The organism is Halomonas sp. SL18_1 (assembly GCF_055755715.1).
On record NZ_JBVTRK010000001.1, the window covers coordinates 94,308 to 110,653 of the forward strand.

General features: G+C 62.8%; 9 protein-coding genes, 2 tRNA genes, 3 rRNA genes and 2 pseudogenes. 3 read left to right on the forward strand and 13 right to left on the reverse strand.

The window, feature by feature from the left end:
• Position 1 precedes the first annotated feature (1 nt).
• Positions 2-331: a hypothetical protein gene (locus ACSJDS_RS00475; protein ID WP_473031666.1), complete on the forward strand. Its 330-nt coding sequence runs from the start codon at positions 2-4 to the stop codon at positions 329-331.
• A 190-nt stretch (positions 332-521) separates the two neighbouring features.
• On the opposite strand, the gene ACSJDS_RS00480 is transcribed toward ACSJDS_RS00475, so the two are convergent.
• Both ACSJDS_RS00480 and ACSJDS_RS00485 read right to left on the reverse strand, forming a co-directional pair.
• The gene (locus ACSJDS_RS00480) at positions 522-1,118 is read right to left on the reverse strand and encodes a YjaG family protein (RefSeq protein ID WP_473031667.1); all 597 of its coding nucleotides are present in this window, start codon (positions 1,116-1,118) and stop codon (positions 522-524) included.
• A 43-nt stretch (positions 1,119-1,161) separates the two neighbouring features.
• A complete protein-coding gene (locus ACSJDS_RS00485; RefSeq protein ID WP_473031668.1) occupies positions 1,162-1,455 on the reverse strand; it encodes an MGMT family protein in 294 nt (97 codons plus the stop codon).
• A 72-nt stretch (positions 1,456-1,527) separates the two neighbouring features.
• Between ACSJDS_RS00485 and ACSJDS_RS00490 the strand changes: the two genes are divergently transcribed.
• Positions 1,528-2,223 (forward strand): type 1 glutamine amidotransferase, encoded by a 696-nt coding sequence (locus tag ACSJDS_RS00490; RefSeq protein ID WP_473031669.1) that lies wholly within the window; start codon positions 1,528-1,530, stop codon positions 2,221-2,223.
• 10 nt (positions 2,224-2,233) lie between these two features.
• Here ACSJDS_RS00490 and mnmH read toward each other — a convergent pair whose 3' ends face one another.
• From mnmH to ACSJDS_RS00515, 5 genes and pseudogenes are all read right to left on the reverse strand, one after another.
• Complete coding sequence (gene mnmH / locus ACSJDS_RS00495) at positions 2,234-3,361, reverse strand: tRNA 2-selenouridine(34) synthase MnmH (RefSeq protein WP_473031670.1); 1,128 nt, start codon at positions 3,359-3,361, stop codon at positions 2,234-2,236.
• Entirely contained in the window at positions 3,358-4,395 is a 1,038-nt protein-coding gene (selD, locus tag ACSJDS_RS00500) for a selenide, water dikinase SelD (RefSeq protein WP_473031671.1), read from the reverse strand. Before selD ends, mnmH begins: the two co-directional genes overlap by 4 nt.
• A 58-nt stretch (positions 4,396-4,453) precedes the next feature.
• A pseudogene (gene radA / locus ACSJDS_RS00505) lies at positions 4,454-5,829 on the reverse strand (DNA repair protein RadA).
• Positions 5,830-5,938: 109 nt separating this feature from the next.
• Positions 5,939-6,398 (reverse strand): annotated as a pseudogene (locus ACSJDS_RS00510) (copper resistance protein NlpE N-terminal domain-containing protein).
• 117 nt (positions 6,399-6,515) lie between these two features.
• On the reverse strand, positions 6,516-7,412 hold the full coding sequence (locus tag ACSJDS_RS00515) for an AEC family transporter (protein WP_473031672.1): 897 nt from the start codon (positions 7,410-7,412) through the stop codon (positions 6,516-6,518).
• Positions 7,413-7,527: 115 nt separating this feature from the next.
• Here ACSJDS_RS00515 and hisC point away from each other — a divergent pair, with 115 nt between their 5' ends.
• The gene (gene hisC / locus ACSJDS_RS00520) at positions 7,528-8,583 is read left to right on the forward strand and encodes a histidinol-phosphate transaminase (RefSeq protein WP_473031673.1); all 1,056 of its coding nucleotides are present in this window, start codon (positions 7,528-7,530) and stop codon (positions 8,581-8,583) included.
• A gap of 195 nt (positions 8,584-8,778) precedes the next feature.
• Here hisC and rrf read toward each other — a convergent pair.
• From rrf to tyrS, 6 genes are all read right to left on the reverse strand, one after another.
• A 5S ribosomal RNA gene (gene rrf / locus ACSJDS_RS00525) occupies positions 8,779-8,894 on the reverse strand.
• Positions 8,895-8,977: 83 nt separating this feature from the next.
• Positions 8,978-11,974, reverse strand: a 23S ribosomal RNA gene (locus tag ACSJDS_RS00530).
• Between the two features lie 264 nt (positions 11,975-12,238).
• A tRNA-Ala gene (locus ACSJDS_RS00535) sits at positions 12,239-12,314 on the reverse strand.
• Positions 12,315-12,431: 117 nt separating this feature from the next.
• Positions 12,432-12,508 (reverse strand) — tRNA-Ile (locus tag ACSJDS_RS00540).
• A 94-nt stretch (positions 12,509-12,602) separates the two neighbouring features.
• Positions 12,603-14,138 (reverse strand): 16S ribosomal RNA (locus ACSJDS_RS00545).
• Together the 16S, 23S and 5S rRNA genes with 2 tRNA genes alongside form the textbook arrangement of a ribosomal RNA operon.
• Positions 14,139-15,043: 905 nt before the next feature.
• The gene (gene tyrS, locus ACSJDS_RS00550; RefSeq protein WP_473031674.1) at positions 15,044-16,243 is read right to left on the reverse strand and encodes a tyrosine--tRNA ligase; all 1,200 of its coding nucleotides are present in this window, start codon (positions 16,241-16,243) and stop codon (positions 15,044-15,046) included.
• Positions 16,244-16,346: the final 103 nt, after the last annotated feature.

Sequence of the window (16,346 nt, forward strand, 5' to 3'; positions counted from 1 at the left end):
CGTGACACCTTCAGGGAAGACGGCCCGTCTCGGCCTGGTCGGAGCGCTACTTTGCCTACTGCTGTCGGCCACCGCGGTGGCCGACAGCTTCTATCCTTCCTGGCCGCCCAAGCCGGAGCTCAGTCATGTGCTGGTGCAAACCAGCCTCTACACCACCCACTTCAGCCCGCGGGACGAGCATAACAACCAGCAGGACCTGATCAGCATCGAGCTCCACAACCCCGACCGCTGGCTGGCGGGCCTTGCCTGGTTCAGAACTCCTACGACCAGCCCACCTGGTACGGGTACGTCGGGCGCAAGTTCCCCTTCTGGGAGCCGGCCGAGAACCTGAGCTTTCGCGCCAAGCTGACTGCCGGCGCCCTGCACGGCTACCGGGGCGAGTACCGGGACAACATCCCCTTCAACCGCTACGGCACCGCCCCGGCCGTGTTGCCCAGCCTGGGGCTGCGCTGGGAGCGCTTCGAGGCCGACCTGATCGTGTTCGGGGTGGCGGGGGCCATGGTCACCGGCGGCATCCGCTTCTAGTCCAACGACAGCCCCAGGTTGCTGACCCCCTCGTTGCGCCCGAGCCGGCGCAGCGCCTTGAGGGAGTCGCGATCGAGCGGGCCCTCCACCGCCTCCAGCACGGCGTCCTGGAAGTCATTCTCCTCGGCCATCAGCGGGTGCTGCTTGAGCAGCGCCGAGAGGCGCCGGGGATCCTCTTCGCCTTCGGTCAGCTCGATAAAGGCGCGCACCCCGCCCTTGGAGGCACGGCTCACCTCCAGGATCGCGTCGGGAGCCTCGCCGCGCAGGGTATCGAGCAGCGCCGAGAGCGCCACCACCGCCTCCAGGGCGCGCCGGGCGCCAAAGCTGTCATCGTCTGTCGGCGGCTCCAGCTCGGCGAGTTTCTCCGCCTGGCGGTCGAAATCGATGCTGGCCTCCTTGACCGACAGCCGCTCCCAGACCAGGTCGAGAATCGCGCGCAGGCCCGCCGCCGGGTTGCCCGCATCACCGACCTGAGCACGGCGGGCCTGGTGGTAAAAGACAAAGTTGGGCAGCAGTCGTTCGCACAGTGCGGCCATGAAGGCCTGCTGACGTCGCGGCTCGAGGGTGAGAAGGCGCTGATGAAAGCCGCTCATGGAGTCTCCTGGCAGTTGGTCTGTCTCATGGGCACGGGTCTCGTCACGGCCAGAGGTAGCGTGGCGGAACGCGATTGCGGTCGTCGAAGACCACCCCTTCGGCCATCAGCCGCTGGCGCTGTTCGTGTGCCCCGGGGTGGTCGGCCAGCCGCCGCGAGGCGGTGATCACCCGAAACCAGGGCAGCGAATGTCCGGCGGGCAGTTCGCGCAGGGCGCGCGCCACCAGCCGCGGCGCGCCACCCTCGGTCATCGACGCGATGCGCCCGTAGGTGGTCACTCGCCCCGGCGGCACCTGGGCGAGGATGGTCAATATCTGTTCGCGCAGCGACGCCTTCATGTACCCTTTCGCTCCCTGACCCTGCGGGCCGCACCGGCACCGCCCATTCATTCTCTACTCGGCGAGGCCTTCATGCACGTCCACCTGCTTCAACACAGCGCTTTCCAGGGCCCGGCGCGTATCGCCGAATGGCTGAGCAGCATGGGACACAGCCATACGATCTTTCACCTCTACGCTGGCGAAGCCCCGCCCAGCCTGGCCGACTGCGATGCCCTGATCGTGCTCGACGGGCCCTGGGGCAGCGAAGACGAGGCCGACCACCCCTGGCTCAAGCGCGAGCGCAAGCTGATCGACCGGGCCCTGGATAGCAACAAGCCGCTGCTGGGGATCGGCCTCGGCGCCCGGCTGATCGCCGAGGCGCTCGGGGCGACCGTGGGACGCGGCACCTTCGCCGAGGTGGGCTGGCACGAGGTAACGCTCTCGCCGCAAAGCCCCCTGGACCTGCCCGAGCGTTTCACCGCCTTCATGTGGCATGAGCGGGTCTTTGCCCTGCCCGACGACGCCCTGCCGCTGGGCAGCAGCCAGGCCAGCCCGGTGCAGGGATTCGCCTGGGACGGCGGTCGCGCGCTGGGCCTGCTGTGTCACCTGGAGCTGACCCGGGCCGGCGTGATCGAGCTGCTCGACGGCGCAGCGCCGCCGCAAGGTGGCGCCGACGGGCCTCACGTCCAGTCCCGCGAGACGATGCTCGCGGAGAGCGCGCGCTTCGACCGCCTGGCCCCGCTGCTCGACCGCCTGCTGAGCCAGTGGCTAAGCACAGGCCGCGCCTGAGCCCCGAACCTCAGGCCAGCGCGGCGCGGTTCGAGCCGGCGCAGGCCTGCTCGGCGGTCTCCGACCAGGCCCTCGCGGCTGCCAGGCAGCTCTCCCAGTCCCCCACGTGCAGGAAGCGGCGGGGGTCTTGCTTCTCCAGCTGGTAACGGTACATGGGGTCGTAGTACTCGGTGAGCAGCGGGGCCAACCACGCCTCGTGGGCCTGGGCATTGCCGCGCTCATGCTCGCGAAACGCCAGCGCCTGGAGCCGAGCGATCCGCGCCAGCCGGGCGCTGCCCAACCGCTTGCGAAGCCGCGCCAGCGCCGAGGCAAGCTGCTTGCGCATCAGCGCCCAGCCCAGCCACTCCCCGCACTGGCGACGATAGACCGCCCAGAGGTCGTCGATATAATCCTTCTGGATTTGCGCCAGCCGCCAGTCCAGCGGCATCTCCACGCGCAGCCTGGGCGCCTGCTCCATGGCTCGCCAGAAGGACAGCGGCACATTGGCCGAGCCGATATGACGCGACTCGTCCTCCACCACCACCGGGCCCGGCAGCGCCAGCAGGCGCAGTCCCATGGCGTGTTCGAAGTCGATCTGCGAAGGCGCCGGCAGCGGATGACGACCGAAGGCGGAGCCCTTGTGGCGCGCACACCCCTCCAGGTCGAGGCCGTTGTCCAGGGACTGGATAAGCGCCGTCTTGGCACAGCCAGTCAGGCCGCCCACCACCAGCAAGGGGTGGTCAGCGGCGGCATCGATGCGTGCGCAGAGCCCCTGGCGCATCGCCTTCCAGCCGCCGCGAATGCGCGGTCGCTCAATACCCGCCTCGGCGATCCACTGCTGGGCGATCTGCGAGCGCAGCCCGCCCCGGAAACAGTAGACGATGGCGTCGGGATGACGCTCCAGCGCCGCCAGCCAGGCGCGGACGCGGCCCGTCTTGATGGCACCGCTGACCAGCCGCTGGCCGAGCGCGATGGCCGCCTGCTGCCCGCGCTGCTTGTATTCGATGCCGACCCGGCGGCGCTCCTCGTCATCCATCAGCGGCAGATTGACCGCGCCGGGCAGCGCGCCCTGGGCGAACTCTACCGGGGCACGCACGTCGATCAAGACCCGCCCCGCGCGCAGCAGCGAGAGGTCGGGGTCGACCTGCGGCAGGCTCATCCGCGCACCTCGATCAGCGCCGGCCCCCTGGCCTTGACCACTTCGCCGAAGGGCTGGAGCTCGATGCCATGGGCGCGACCGATGCGCTCCACGTCATCCTCCCAGGAGGGGTGTACCGAGAGCAGCAGGCCTCCGGAGGTCTGCGGATCGCACAGCCACTGCCAGTGAGGGTCATCCATGGCCGGCAGGCTCTCGCCCAGGGCCTCGCGGTTGCGCCGGGTGCCGCCCGGGACCGCGCCGCGGCGGCGATAGCCCTCCGCCTCGGCCAACCGCGGCAGGCGCCGGAAGTCGATGCGCGCGGCAACGCCGCTGGCCGCACACACCTCGGCCAGGTGACCGGCCAGACCGAAGCCGGTCACATCGGTCATGGCGTGTACGCCCTTGACCTTCGCCAGTTCGACGCCGATCCGGTTCGATTTCAGCATGGTTTCCCGCGCCAGGCCCTGGTGGCCTGCCTCCAGCAGTCCCTGCTTCTCGGCGGTGGTGAGGATCCCCACCCCCAGGGGCTTGGTCAAAAACAGCAGATCGCCGGGCTGGGCCCCGTTGTTGAGCTTGAGATGCTCCAGATCCACCAGGCCGTTGACCGCCAGGCCGAAGATCGGCTCCGGCGCATCGATGGAGTGGCCGCCGGCCAGCGCCAGCCCCAGCTCGCGGCATACCGCCTGGGCGCCGGCCACCACGTCGCCGGCGATCTCGGCCCCCAGCTTGTCCAGCGGCCAGCCAAGAATGCCCAGCGCCATCACCGGGGTGCCCCCCATGGCGTAGACGTCGCTGATGGCGTTGGTGGCGGCAATGCGGCCGAAATCGAAGGGGTCATCGACGATGGGCATGAAAAAGTCGGTGGTCGCGATCATGCCGCGACCGTCGCCCAGATCGTAGACCGCCGCATCCTCGCGGCCCTGATTGCCGACGATGAGTCGAGCATGGGCGGCCCCCGGGCCGGCCTTGGCCAGGATGCCGTCCAGGACATCGGGGGCAATCTTGCAGCCGCAGCCAGCCCCGTGGCTGTACTGGGTCAGGCGGATGGCGCTCATGTCGTTCTCCTTGGCAGTTCCTGTTGGCATTCTAATCAAAGGGCGCAGATGACCGGAATCACAGCACCTCCAGGGCATCGGCCAGCTTGTCCACGGCCACCACCTCCATGCCCTCGGGGGCGCGTTTCGGCGCGTTGGCGCGGGGACGATGGCACGGGTGAACCCGTGCTTGGCGGCTTCGACGATACGCTCCTGGCCGCTAGGGACCGGACGAATCTCACCAGACAGCCCCACCTCGCCAAACACCACCAGCTCACGGGGCAGGGGGCGATTCTGCAGGCTGGAGACCACCGCCACCAGCACCGCCAGGTCGGCGCTGGTCTCCAGCACCTTAACCCCGCCGACCACATTGAGGAAGACGTCCTGGTCGCCGGTGAACAGCCCGCCGTGACGATGCAGCACCGCCAGCAGCATCGCCAAGCGGTTGTGATCGAGCCCCACCGCCACGCGCCGCGGATTGCCCAGCGCCGACTCGTCGAGCAGCGCCTGAACCTCCACCAGCAGCGGTCGGGTCCCTTCCCAGACCACCATCACCAGACTGCCCGAGGCCTGCTCTTCGCTGCGCGACAGGAAGATCGCGCTGGGATTCTTCACCTCCTTCAGGCCGTGCTCGAGCATGGCGAAGACCCCCAGCTCGTTGACCGCGCCGAAGCGGTTCTTCTGCCCACGCAGGGTCCGGAAGCGCGAATCGGCACCGCCCTCGAGCAGCAGGGAAGCGTCGATCATGTGCTCCAGCACCTCGGGGCCGGCCAGGGAGCCGTCCTTGGTGACGTGTCCCACCAGCAGCAGGACGGTATGCGTCTGCTTGGCAAAACGGGTCAGGGCCGCGGCGGATTCACGCACCTGGGCCACGCCCCCCGGCGCCGAGGCGATATCCTCCAGGTGCATGGTCTGGATGGAGTCGATGACCAGTATCTCCGGACGCTCCCGCTCGGCCACGGCAAGGATCGTCTCGACGCTGGTCTCGGCCAGCATCTTGAGCCCCGCCACCGGCAGCTGCAGGCGGTGGGCGCGCATCGCCACCTGGGCGAGCGATTCCTCGCCGGTGACGTAGAGCACCCGCCGGCTCTGTGCCAGTTTGCAGGCGGTCTGCAGCAGCAGGGTCGACTTGCCGGCGCCCGGGTGGCCGCCCAGCAGCACCGCGGAGCCGGGGACTAGCCCGCCGCCCAGCACCCGGTCGAATTCGCCGAAGGTGGACGACAGCCGCGGCACTTCGGCGAGATCGACACTGGCCAGGTCCACTACCTCACGGGACAAACTGCCGGCATAGCCGCCGCGACCGGTTCCGGACGCCGTCCCTGCACCGGGTCGCGCCGCGGCTAGCCGCACCTCGGTCAGGGTATTCCACTCCTGGCAGCTGCCACACTGCCCCTGCCACTTGCGGTACTCGGCACCGCACTCGGTACAGACGAAGGCACTCTTCGCTTTGGCCATGCGCGGGCCCCTCTCGATGAATGGCCCCATTCTACCAGCAGCACCGGCAGCGGCGCCCAAACGCGCGAAGGCGGCCCTCAGGCCGCCTTCGTCGAACTCACGCTCGCCCTCAGAGGCGCTGCAGGCGCAGCATCTCGTTGTTCTCGAAGCGGCGACGCTGGGGGTCGATCAGCTCGAGAGTGGATTCATCGAGGCGCAGGAAATAATAGACCTGGCCATCATCATCGGGCGTCAGCTCATAAACGGTGGCATCCGGATCCACGGCCGTGCCGCTAAGCACTTCCCAGTTGCCGGCGTAGTTCTCGTCCTCCGGCTCCTGCGGATGCTCCCGGTAGCTGGCGCGCAGCGTGAAGGTGCGCTCCGCGAGACTGCTCTGTTCATCGCCCATCAGCCGCACATCCAGGTCGATCCCCCACCGGGACCACAGTTGCGGCAAGGCAGCGTGCCCTGATAGGCCACTTCGCCGTCGTCCATGGCGGGGCGGCCGCATGATCATCGCTCGGGGCGGCGGCACAGCCCGCGAGTAGGGCCAGCATTGCCGAGCTGGCCAGCAGGGTCCTGATTTGCATTCGTTCACTCCTAAGCAATGGGCTTGTCGCCGTAATCTACGGCAGCCTGTTTCACAGCATAACGCCTCTGCGGCTCAGCGGACAGTTTCGATCCGCGGCGGTTCCCTCCGGGCCGACTCACAGGGCGCCCGAGTAGACATGCTGAAACACCAGCGCCAGCACGATGGGCATGACCACCAGGCTCCCCAGATTACCGATCAGCACCAGCGAGGCCACCTTGTGGGGCTCCTGGCGGTACTGCTCGGCCACCAGATAGTTGAGCACTGCCGGCGGCAGGGCCGCAAACACCCACAGGGTAGCGGCCTGCAGGCCGGTCAGCTCCAGCCACAGGACCATCGGGACCGCCAGCAGAAGCCCGGAAAGCGGGCAGAGCACGGCGCCCAACAGCCCCGTCTTCCAGTCGCCGAAATCGATATCGAGCATTCTCACACCGAGGGCGAACAGCATCAGCGGAATGCACACCCCGCCCAGCATATGCAGCGCCTCGAGCAGCCAGCTCGGCAGGGACACCCCTCCCAGGTTGATCGCCAGTCCCGCGATGCTGGCCAGCACGATGGGCATGCGCAGCAACCGCCACAGCGGCGTCCTGGGGCTCAGCATATAAAGCCCCACCGAAAAATGCAGCAGCATCTCGACGATGAACACCACCACGGCCGCCGGCAGCGCCGCTTCACCGAAGGCCAACACCAGTAGCGGAATCCCCATGTTGCCGGCGTTGTTGAACATCATCGGCGGCAGGAAGGTCTTGGGTTCCAGCTTCAGCCACTTGGCCAGCGGCCATAGCACCAGCCCGGAGCCCAGCACCACGACGGCTGCCGCCAGCGCCAGGCCGGCATACTCCTCCAGCGGCGCCCGGCCATCGGCCAGCACAGCGAACACCAGCATGGGGACGAAAAGCTCCATGTTGAGGGTGTTCAGGCCGCGGATGTCAGGCGTACGGTAACGACCATAGAGCGTGCCGCAGCCGGCAATCAAAAATACCGGCAGCAGGGTGGCGAAAATCTGGGCGGTCATATACGGGTTCCAGGATCCAGACGAAAGCGCCTAGGCTAGCATGCTGCCGGCTTGCGCGGTCAGGCCGCAGCGGTCACCATGGGCTAAAGTCCATCATGACGAACAGCGAGCCACCATGAGCCAGTTCTGGAGCCCGGCGGTTCACGAGCTGACCCCCTATGTGCCCGGGGAGCAGCCGCGCGAGCGCCTGATCAAGCTGAACACCAACGAGAACCCCTACCCGCCGGCCCCCGGCGTGGAAACTGCGCTGCGGGAGTTTCCCGCCGACCACCTGCGCCTATACCCGGATCCCGAGTCCCGTGCTCTGCGCCAGGCGCTGGCCGACGAATTTGGCGTCGACATCGGGCAGGTGTTCGTCGGCAACGGCTCCGATGAAGTCCTGGCGCTCGCCTTCCAGGCGTTCTTCTGCCACGGTCAACCCCTGCAGATGCCGGCCATCACCTACAGCTTCTACCCGGTCTATTGCCGGCTGTACGGGATCGAGCGCCAAGGCCTTGCCCTGGATGAGCAGTGGCGCGTGGACCTGAACGCCTTCGATGACAGCGGCAGCGGGGTGATCTTTGCCAACCCCAACGCCCCCACGGCCCACGGCCACGGCCGGGCCGACATCACCAGCTTGCTGGGGCGGGTCACCCAACGCGTCGTGCTCATCGATGAGGCCTATGTGGATTTCGGCGGTAAAAGCGCCATACCCCTGGTAGCCGACCATCCCAACCTACTGGTGACAGGCACTTTTTCGAAGTCTCGCAGCCTGGCCGGTTTGCGGCTGGGCTACGCCGTCGGGTCCCGTGAGCTGATCGAGGGGCTCGAGCGGGTCAAAGACTCCTTCAACTCCTACCCCATCGACAGCCTGGCAAGTGCCGTCGCCATCGCCTCGCTCGAGGACCGGGAACACTTCGACGCCTGCCGGGAGCGCGTGATCACCACCCGCGAACGCACTGCCAGACGCCTTGCCGATCTTGGCTTCCAGGTGCTGCCGTCGCAGGCCAACTTCGTGCTGACCAGCCACCCTGAACACGACGCCGCCCAGCTCTTCGTCGGCCTGCGTGAACGCGGCATCCTGGTGCGTCATTTCAACACCGAGTCACTGCGCGACTTCCTGCGCATCTCCATCGGCACCGACGACGAGATGGACAGCCTGATCGAAGTGCTCGAGGGGCTCTGCCGCTAATACACGAGGCAGCCGCTCACTAACGACGAAACCCAGCCTCTTTCGAAGCTGGGTTTCTGAATAAGTGCCTGACGACCGGGGCGGCCCTCCGTCGGGCGGCGCTCCGCGACTCTCCATGGGGAGTCCCTGGCGTAATCCAGGCTGTAATGCGAAAAGCCCCGCGCTCTTTCGAACGCGGGGCTTTTCTAAATAAATGCCTGACGATGACCTACTCTCGCATGGGGAAGCCCCACACTACCATCGGCGCTGAGCGGTTTCACTGCTGAGTTCGGCAAGGGATCAGGTGGTTCCCACTCGCTATGGTCGTCAGGCGAAAACGGTTGGAATCATGCCGACGCTACGTCTCGTCGTATCCGTCAATGTCGCGCGCAATGCGCAGACCCCTTGGGGTTATATGGTCAAGCCTCACGGGCCATTAGTACCGGTTAGCTCAACGCCTTGCAGCGCTTCCACACCCGGCCTATCAACCAGCTGGTCTCGCTGGGCCCTTCAGGAGGCTCGAGGCCTCGGGGATGTCTCATCTTGAAGGGGGCTTCCCGCTTAGATGCTTTCAGCGGTTATCCCGTCCGCACATAGCTACCCGGCAATGCCACTGGCGTGACAACCGGAACACCAGAGGTGCGTCCACTCCGGTCCTCTCGTACTAGGAGCAGCTCTTCTCAAACATCCAACGCCCACGGCAGATAGGGACCGAACTGTCTCACGACGTTCTAAACCCAGCTCGCGTACCACTTTAAATGGCGAACAGCCATACCCTTGGGACCGACTTCAGCCCCAGGATGTGATGAGCCGACATCGAGGTGCCAAACACCGCCGTCGATGTGAACTCTTGGGCGGTATCAGCCTGTTATCCCCGGAGTACCTTTTATCCGTTGAGCGATGGCCCTTCCATACAGAACCACCGGATCACTAGAACCTACTTTCGTACCTGCTCGACGTGTCTGTCTCGCAGTTAAGCACCCTTATGCTCTTGCACTCATTGCACGATTTCCGACCGTGCTGAGGGTACCTTCGTGCTCCTCCGTTACGCTTTGGGAGGAGACCGCCCAGTCAAACTACCCACCACACACTGTCCTCGATCCGGATCACGGACCTGAGTTAGAACGCCAATGATGCCAGGCTGGTATTTCAAGGTTGGCTCCACCCGAACTGGCGTCCGGGTTTCCAAGCCTCCCAGCTATCCTACACAGGCAACATCAGCGTCCAGTGTGAAGCTATAGTAAAGGTTCACGGGGTCTTTCCGTCTAGCCGCGGGTACACAGCATCTTCACTGCGATTTCAATTTCACTGAGTCTCGGGTGGAGACAGCGTGGCCATCATTACGCCATTCGTGCAGGTCGGAACTTACCCGACAAGGAATTTCGCTACCTTAGGACCGTTATAGTTACGGCCGCCGTTTACCGGGGCTTCGATCAGGAGCTTCGCCCGAGGGCTAACACCATCAATTAACCTTCCGGCACCGGGCAGGCGTCACACCCTATACGTCCGCTTACGCGTTTGCAGAGTGCTGTGTTTTTAATAAACAGTTGCAGCCACCTGGTATCTTCGACCGCCTTCCGCTCCGGCCGCGAGGGCCTTCACGTAGTGGCGGCGTGCCTTCTCCCGAAGTTACGGCACCATTTTGCCTAGTTCCTTCACCCGAGTTCTCTCAAGCGCCTGGGTATTCTCTACCTGACCACCTGTGTCGGTTTGGGGTACGGTCCCACTGTATCTGAAGCTTAGAGGCTTTTCCTGGAAGCGTGGCATCGATGACTTCCACCCCGTGGGGTGTTCGTCTCGCTTCTCGGCCTTAGGGATCCGGATTTGCCTGAACCCCCAGCCTACAAGCTTTCACCAGGACAACCAACGCCTGGCTCACCTAGCCTTCTTCGTCCCCCATCGCAATACAGTGAGGTACGGGAATATTGACCCGTTTCCCATCGACTACGCCTTTCGGCCTCGCCTTAGGGGCCGACTCACTCTGCTCCGATTAGCGTCGAACAGAAACCCTTGGTCTTCCGGCGGGGGAGTTTTTCACTCCCCTTGTCGTTACTCATGTCAGCATTCGCACTCGTGATACCTCCAGCAAGCCTCTCGACTCACCTTCGTCGGCGTACACGACGCTCCTCTACCGCTTGTGTGCATCCCGAAAACCACTCGCTGCTGGCTCGGCTTACGTTGGCGACCAACTCGACTATCGTTGGGCGCTTTCGCTCGCTTCGCTCGCGTAAACGAATAGCTTTGGGTGATGCACACAAGCCCGTAGCTTCGGTACCTGGTTTAGCCCCGTTACATCTTCCGCGCAGGCCGACTCGACTAGTGAGCTATTACGCTTTCTTTAAAGGATGGCTGCTTCTAAGCCAACCTCCTAGCTGTCTGAGCCTTCCCACATCGTTTCCCACTTAACCAGGATTTGGGGACCTTAGCTGACGGTCTGGGTTGTTTCCCTTTTCACAACGGACGTTAGCACCCGCTGTGTGTCTCCCACGCTGGCACTCACCGGTATTCGGAGTTTGCCTCGGGTTGGTAAGTCGGGATGACCCCCTAGCCGAAACAGTGCTCTGACCCCCGGTGGTGATACGTGAGGCGCTACCTAAATAGCTTTCGAGGAGAACCAGCTATCTCCGGGCTTGATTAGCCTTTCACTCCGATCCACAAGTCATCCAAATCTTTTTCAACAGATCCTGGTTCGGTCCTCCAGTTGATGTTACTCAACCTTCAACCTGCTCATGGATAGATCGCCCGGTTTCGGGTCTATATCCAGCGACTGGTCGCCCAGTTAAGACTCGGTTTCCCTACGCCTCCCCTAATCGGTTAAGCTCGCCACTGAATATAAGTCGCTGACCCATTATACAAAAGGTACGCGGTCACACGACGAGCGTGCTCCCACTGCTTGTACGCATACGGTTTCAGGATCTATTTCACTCCCCTCGCCGGGGTTCTTTTCGCCTTTCCCTCACGGTACTGGTTCACTATCGGTCAGCCAGGAGTATTTAGCCTTGGAGGATGGTCCCCCCGTCTTCAGTCAAGGTTTCACGTGCCCCGACCTACTCGATTTCACTGGATCAGGCTTTCGGCTACGGGACTATCACCCGCTATGGTCGCGCTTCCCAGCGCGTTCGCCTAACCATTCACCAGCTTAAGGGCTGGTCCCCGTTCGCTCGCCGCTACTGGGGAATCTCGGTTGATTTCTTTTCCTCGGGGTACTTAGATGTTTCAGTTCCCCCGGTTCGCCTCCCAACACCTATGGATTCAGTGTGGGATACCCTGCTGATGCAGGGTGGGTTTCCCCATTCAGAGATGCCCGGGTCACAGGTTGTTTGCCACCTCGCCGAGCCTTATCGCAGGCTTCCACGTCTTTCATCGCCTCTGGCTGCCTAGGCATCCACCGTATGCGCTTAATCGCTTGACCATATAACCCGAAAGGGTCTGGTCGGCGATTACGTACGACAATTGCCGGATACGCTTGAGACGTATCTCATGTCCTTTCTTCTCAGAAAGGAACTTGTCAGCATGATTCACATTGTTAAAGAGCATTTAGAGCGGTAAGCCCTAAGCTGTAAGCTTTAAGTCAACACCTTGCAGTGTCGTCAAAGCTTATAGCTTAGCGCTGACATCAGACTGTTTTGATGGGGTTTTCTTACAGCTTCAAGCTTACGGCTTAAGGCTGAGAAGATGGTGGAGCCAAGCGGGATCGAACCGCTGACCTCCTGCGTGCAAGGCAGGCGCTCTCCCAGCTGAGCTATGGCCCCTTTCAACATCTCTTTGTGATAAAACCACGAGAAATGTAATTTGTGTGAGACTAGGCGAAAGACGACGACGTGTAGCCTGCTACACGAGGAGTCTTTCAACGACGTATCACGCAAATTTGGTGGGTCTGGGCAGACTTGAACTGCCGACCTCACCCTTATCAGGGGTGCGCTCTAACCAACTGAGCTACAGACCCGGCTAACCACTGGGTCCGCGACCCAAACAGTCTTTGCTCTGGCCGATCAGGTAATTCATTGTGAGCACTTGCCGCGAGGCGGCGATATGTCGTTTAAGGAGGTGATCCAGCCGCAGGTTCCCCTACGGCTACCTTGTTACGACTTCACCCCAGTCATGAACCACACCGTGGTGATCGCCCTCCGAAGTTAGGCTAACCACTTCTGGTGCAGTCCACTCCCATGGTGTGACGGGCGGTGTGTACAAGGCCCGGGAACGTATTCACCGTGACATTCTGATTCACGATTACTAGCGATTCCGACTTCACGGAGTCGAGTTGCAGACTCCGATCCGGACTGAGATCGGCTTTATGGGATTAGCGCACTCTCGCGAGTTGGCAACCCTTTGTACCGACCATTGTAGCACGTGTGTAGCCCTACCCGTAAGGGCCATGATGACTTGACGTCGTCCCCACCTTCCTCCGGTTTGTCACCGGCAGTCTCCCTAGAGTTCCCGACCGAATCGCTGGCAAATAGGGACAAGGGTTGCGCTCGTTACGGGACTTAACCCAACATTTCACAACACGAGCTGACGACAGCCATGCAGCACCTGTCTGTGCGCTCCCGAAGGCACGAATCCATCTCTGGAAACTTCGCACGATGTCAAGGGTAGGTAAGGTTCTTCGCGTTGCATCGAATTAAACCACATGCTCCACCGCTTGTGCGGGCCCCCGTCAATTCATTTGAGTTTTAACCTTGCGGCCGTACTCCCCAGGCGGTCGACTTATCGCGTTAACTGCGCCACAAAGTCCGCGAAGGACCCAACGGCTAGTCGACATCGTTTACGGCGTGGACTACCAGGGTATCTAATCCTGTTTGCTACCCACGCTTTCGCACCTCAGTGTCAGTGTCAGTCCAGAAGGCCGCCTTCGCCACTGGTATTCCTCCCGATCTCTACGCATTTCACCGCTACACCGGGAATTCTACCTTCCTCTCCTGCACTCTAGCCTGACAGTTCCGGATGCCGTTCCCAGGTTGAGCCCGGGGCTTTCACAACCGGCTTATCAAGCCACCTACGCGCGCTTTACGCCCAGTAATTCCGATTAACGCTCGCACCCTCCGTATTACCGCGGCTGCTGGCACGGAGTTAGCCGGTGCTTCTTCTGTGGGTGATGTCCTTCTTCCGGGGTATTAACCGAAAGCCTTCTTCCCCACTGAAAGTGCTTTACAACCCGAAAGCCTTCTTCACACACGCGGCATGGCTGGATCAGGGTTGCCCCCATTGTCCAATATTCCCCACTGCTGCCTCCCGTAGGAGTTCGGGCCGTGTCTCAGTCCCGATGTGGCTGATCATCCTCTCAGACCAGCTACGGATCGTCGCCTTGGTGAGCCATTACCTCACCAACTAGCTAATCCGACATAGGCTCATCCGATAGCGCAAGGTCCGAAGAGCCCCTGCTTTCTCCCGTAGGACGTATGCGGTATTAGCCTGAGTTTCCCAGGTTATCCCCCACTACCGGGCAGATTCCTATGCATTACTCACCCGTCCGCCGCTCGACGCCCAGGAGCAAGCTCCCGTCGTTTCCGCTCGACTTGCATGTGTTAGGCCTGCCGCCAGCGTTCAATCTGAGCCATGATCAAACTCTTCAGTTTAAGATCATATAGTTCTTGCCCTCCCGAGGGAGGAAGCGAACCAAACTTGGCTCAAGGTTCAAACGTTCTCAAAAAGACCCGAAAGCCTTTGACGAGTCGCTTGCCTTGATAATGGTGTGACTTCTCACCACCTCATCGACAAGCGCCCACATGAATTACCTGATCGATTGTTAAAGAGCGGCCCCTGACTCCCCTCAATTTCAACCCGAGGAGCGGAGCGTCTCGCTTGCTGTCGTGACCGGAGCTTCCGGCCTCGCCAGCGCCCTGCGAGGAAGGCGTATTCTACTGACCCGGCTGAGCTTGTCAACTCTCTTCGCTGCCTCACTGCTGTGAGCGTGGCGTCGAAGCCCAGCGTTGCTGGTGGCCGCTCAGAGCCCCTGACGGGCCTCTGTGTCGAGTGGGCGTATTCTACCGAATCCGCCGCGGGCGTCAAGTCGGAACTTTGCGAAGCGATTCGAAAAACCCAAAGCGAGACAACCACTTACCACTCTTGTCACCGCCTGCAACGTTGCCCGTTGCCGGCAGCGGATGCGTACTTTAAGGCTTTCCCCGCCCCTGCAAGGGGCGGCTGTAAAAATATTCGGTTCATCGGAGACTGGCGTGAAATTGCCCTGTGGGAGGGAGCTTTAGCTCGCGAAGTAGCGCGCAGCGCTACCCATGGGGCGCCTGTGGCGCCTTCGCCCGGCAGAGCCGGCCTCCCACCATGAAACCTGCCAAACATGCTCACCTCACGCCAAAGGCGAAGAGCCAAATATTTCAGGCGCCTGACCCGGGCATGGCGAGACGAAGACAGCGAACCTGTCCACAGGTGCTCAGAGACAACCCCCTGTGGATGCTTTTGCGCCCCGGGCAGAGACGACAGCGCCCGCACGAGGCGGGCGCTGCAGAATCTGCCAAAGGGCAACTTACTTGATGATGACGCGGGCGTAGCGCTTCTTCCCCGCCTGAATCACGTAGCTCTTGCCGGTATCAAGCATCGCATCCTTGGCCACCACGTCACCATCCACCTTGACCCGGCCGTTGCCCAGCATGTCCTTGGCCTGGGCGCTGTTGCTGGCAAGCCCCGAGCGGTTGAGCACCGCGGCGATCGGCGCCTGGGCGCTGCCTTCGAACTCTACCTCAACCTCCGGCAGGTCCTCAGGCAGCTCCCCCTCCGCGAGCTGGTTTCCCGCCGACCGGTGGGCATTGGCAGCCGCCTCTTCGCCGTGGTAGCGGCCGATCAGCTCGCGGGCCAGCACCATCTTGATGTCGCGGGGGTTGGCACCGGCCTGGACGTCTCGCTTGAGCGCTTCGATCTCTTCGTTTGCCTTGAGGGAGAGCAGCTCGAAATAGCGCCACATCAGGCTGTCGGGCATCGAGACCAGCTTGTTGAACATGGCGCCCGGCGCTTCGTCGACGCCCACGTAGTTGCCCAAGGACTTGGACATCTTCTGCACGCCGTCGAGCCCCTCAAGCAGCGGCATGGTGATGACCACCTGCGGCTCCATGCCGAAGTGCTTCTGGATCTCGCGTCCCATCAGCAGGTTGAACTTCTGATCGGTACCGCCGAGCTCCACGTCGGCCTCGAGCGCCACCGAGTCGTAGCCCTGCACTAGCGGGTAGAGAAACTCGTGGATCGAGATCGGCTGGCCGGAGGCATAGCGCTTGTCGAAGTCGTCGCGCTCGAGCATCCGCGCCACGGTGCTCTGGCCGGCCAGCTCGATCATGTCGGCGGCGCTCATCGAGGAGAACCACTCCGAGTTGAAACGCACCTCGGTCTTGTCGGGGTCGAGGATCTTGAACACCTGCTCCCGATAGGTCTGGGCATTGGCCTTGACCTCCTCTTCGGTGAGCGGCTTACGAGTGACGTTCTTGCCGGTAGGGTCGCCGATGCGGCCGGTGAAGTCGCCGATCAGGAAGATCACCTCGTGCCCGAGGTCCTGGAACTGGCGCATCTTGGTCAGCAGCACGCTATGGCCCAGATGCAGGTCCGGCGCCGTCGGATCGAAACCCGCCTTGATCCGCAGCTTGCGACCGGAGTCGAGCTTTTTCTTGAGCTCATCCTCGATCAGGATTTCCTGGGTACCACGCTGCAGCAGCGCCAGCGCGCTCGCGACATCGCTCATCGTCTCCTACTCCACGGCAAATCGGTTGCTCGGCCCTGCGGGCAGGGTCCATCGAATGGGGCAGGATGGTAGCATGACTTGAGGCTTCGCGGAGGGGCCGCGG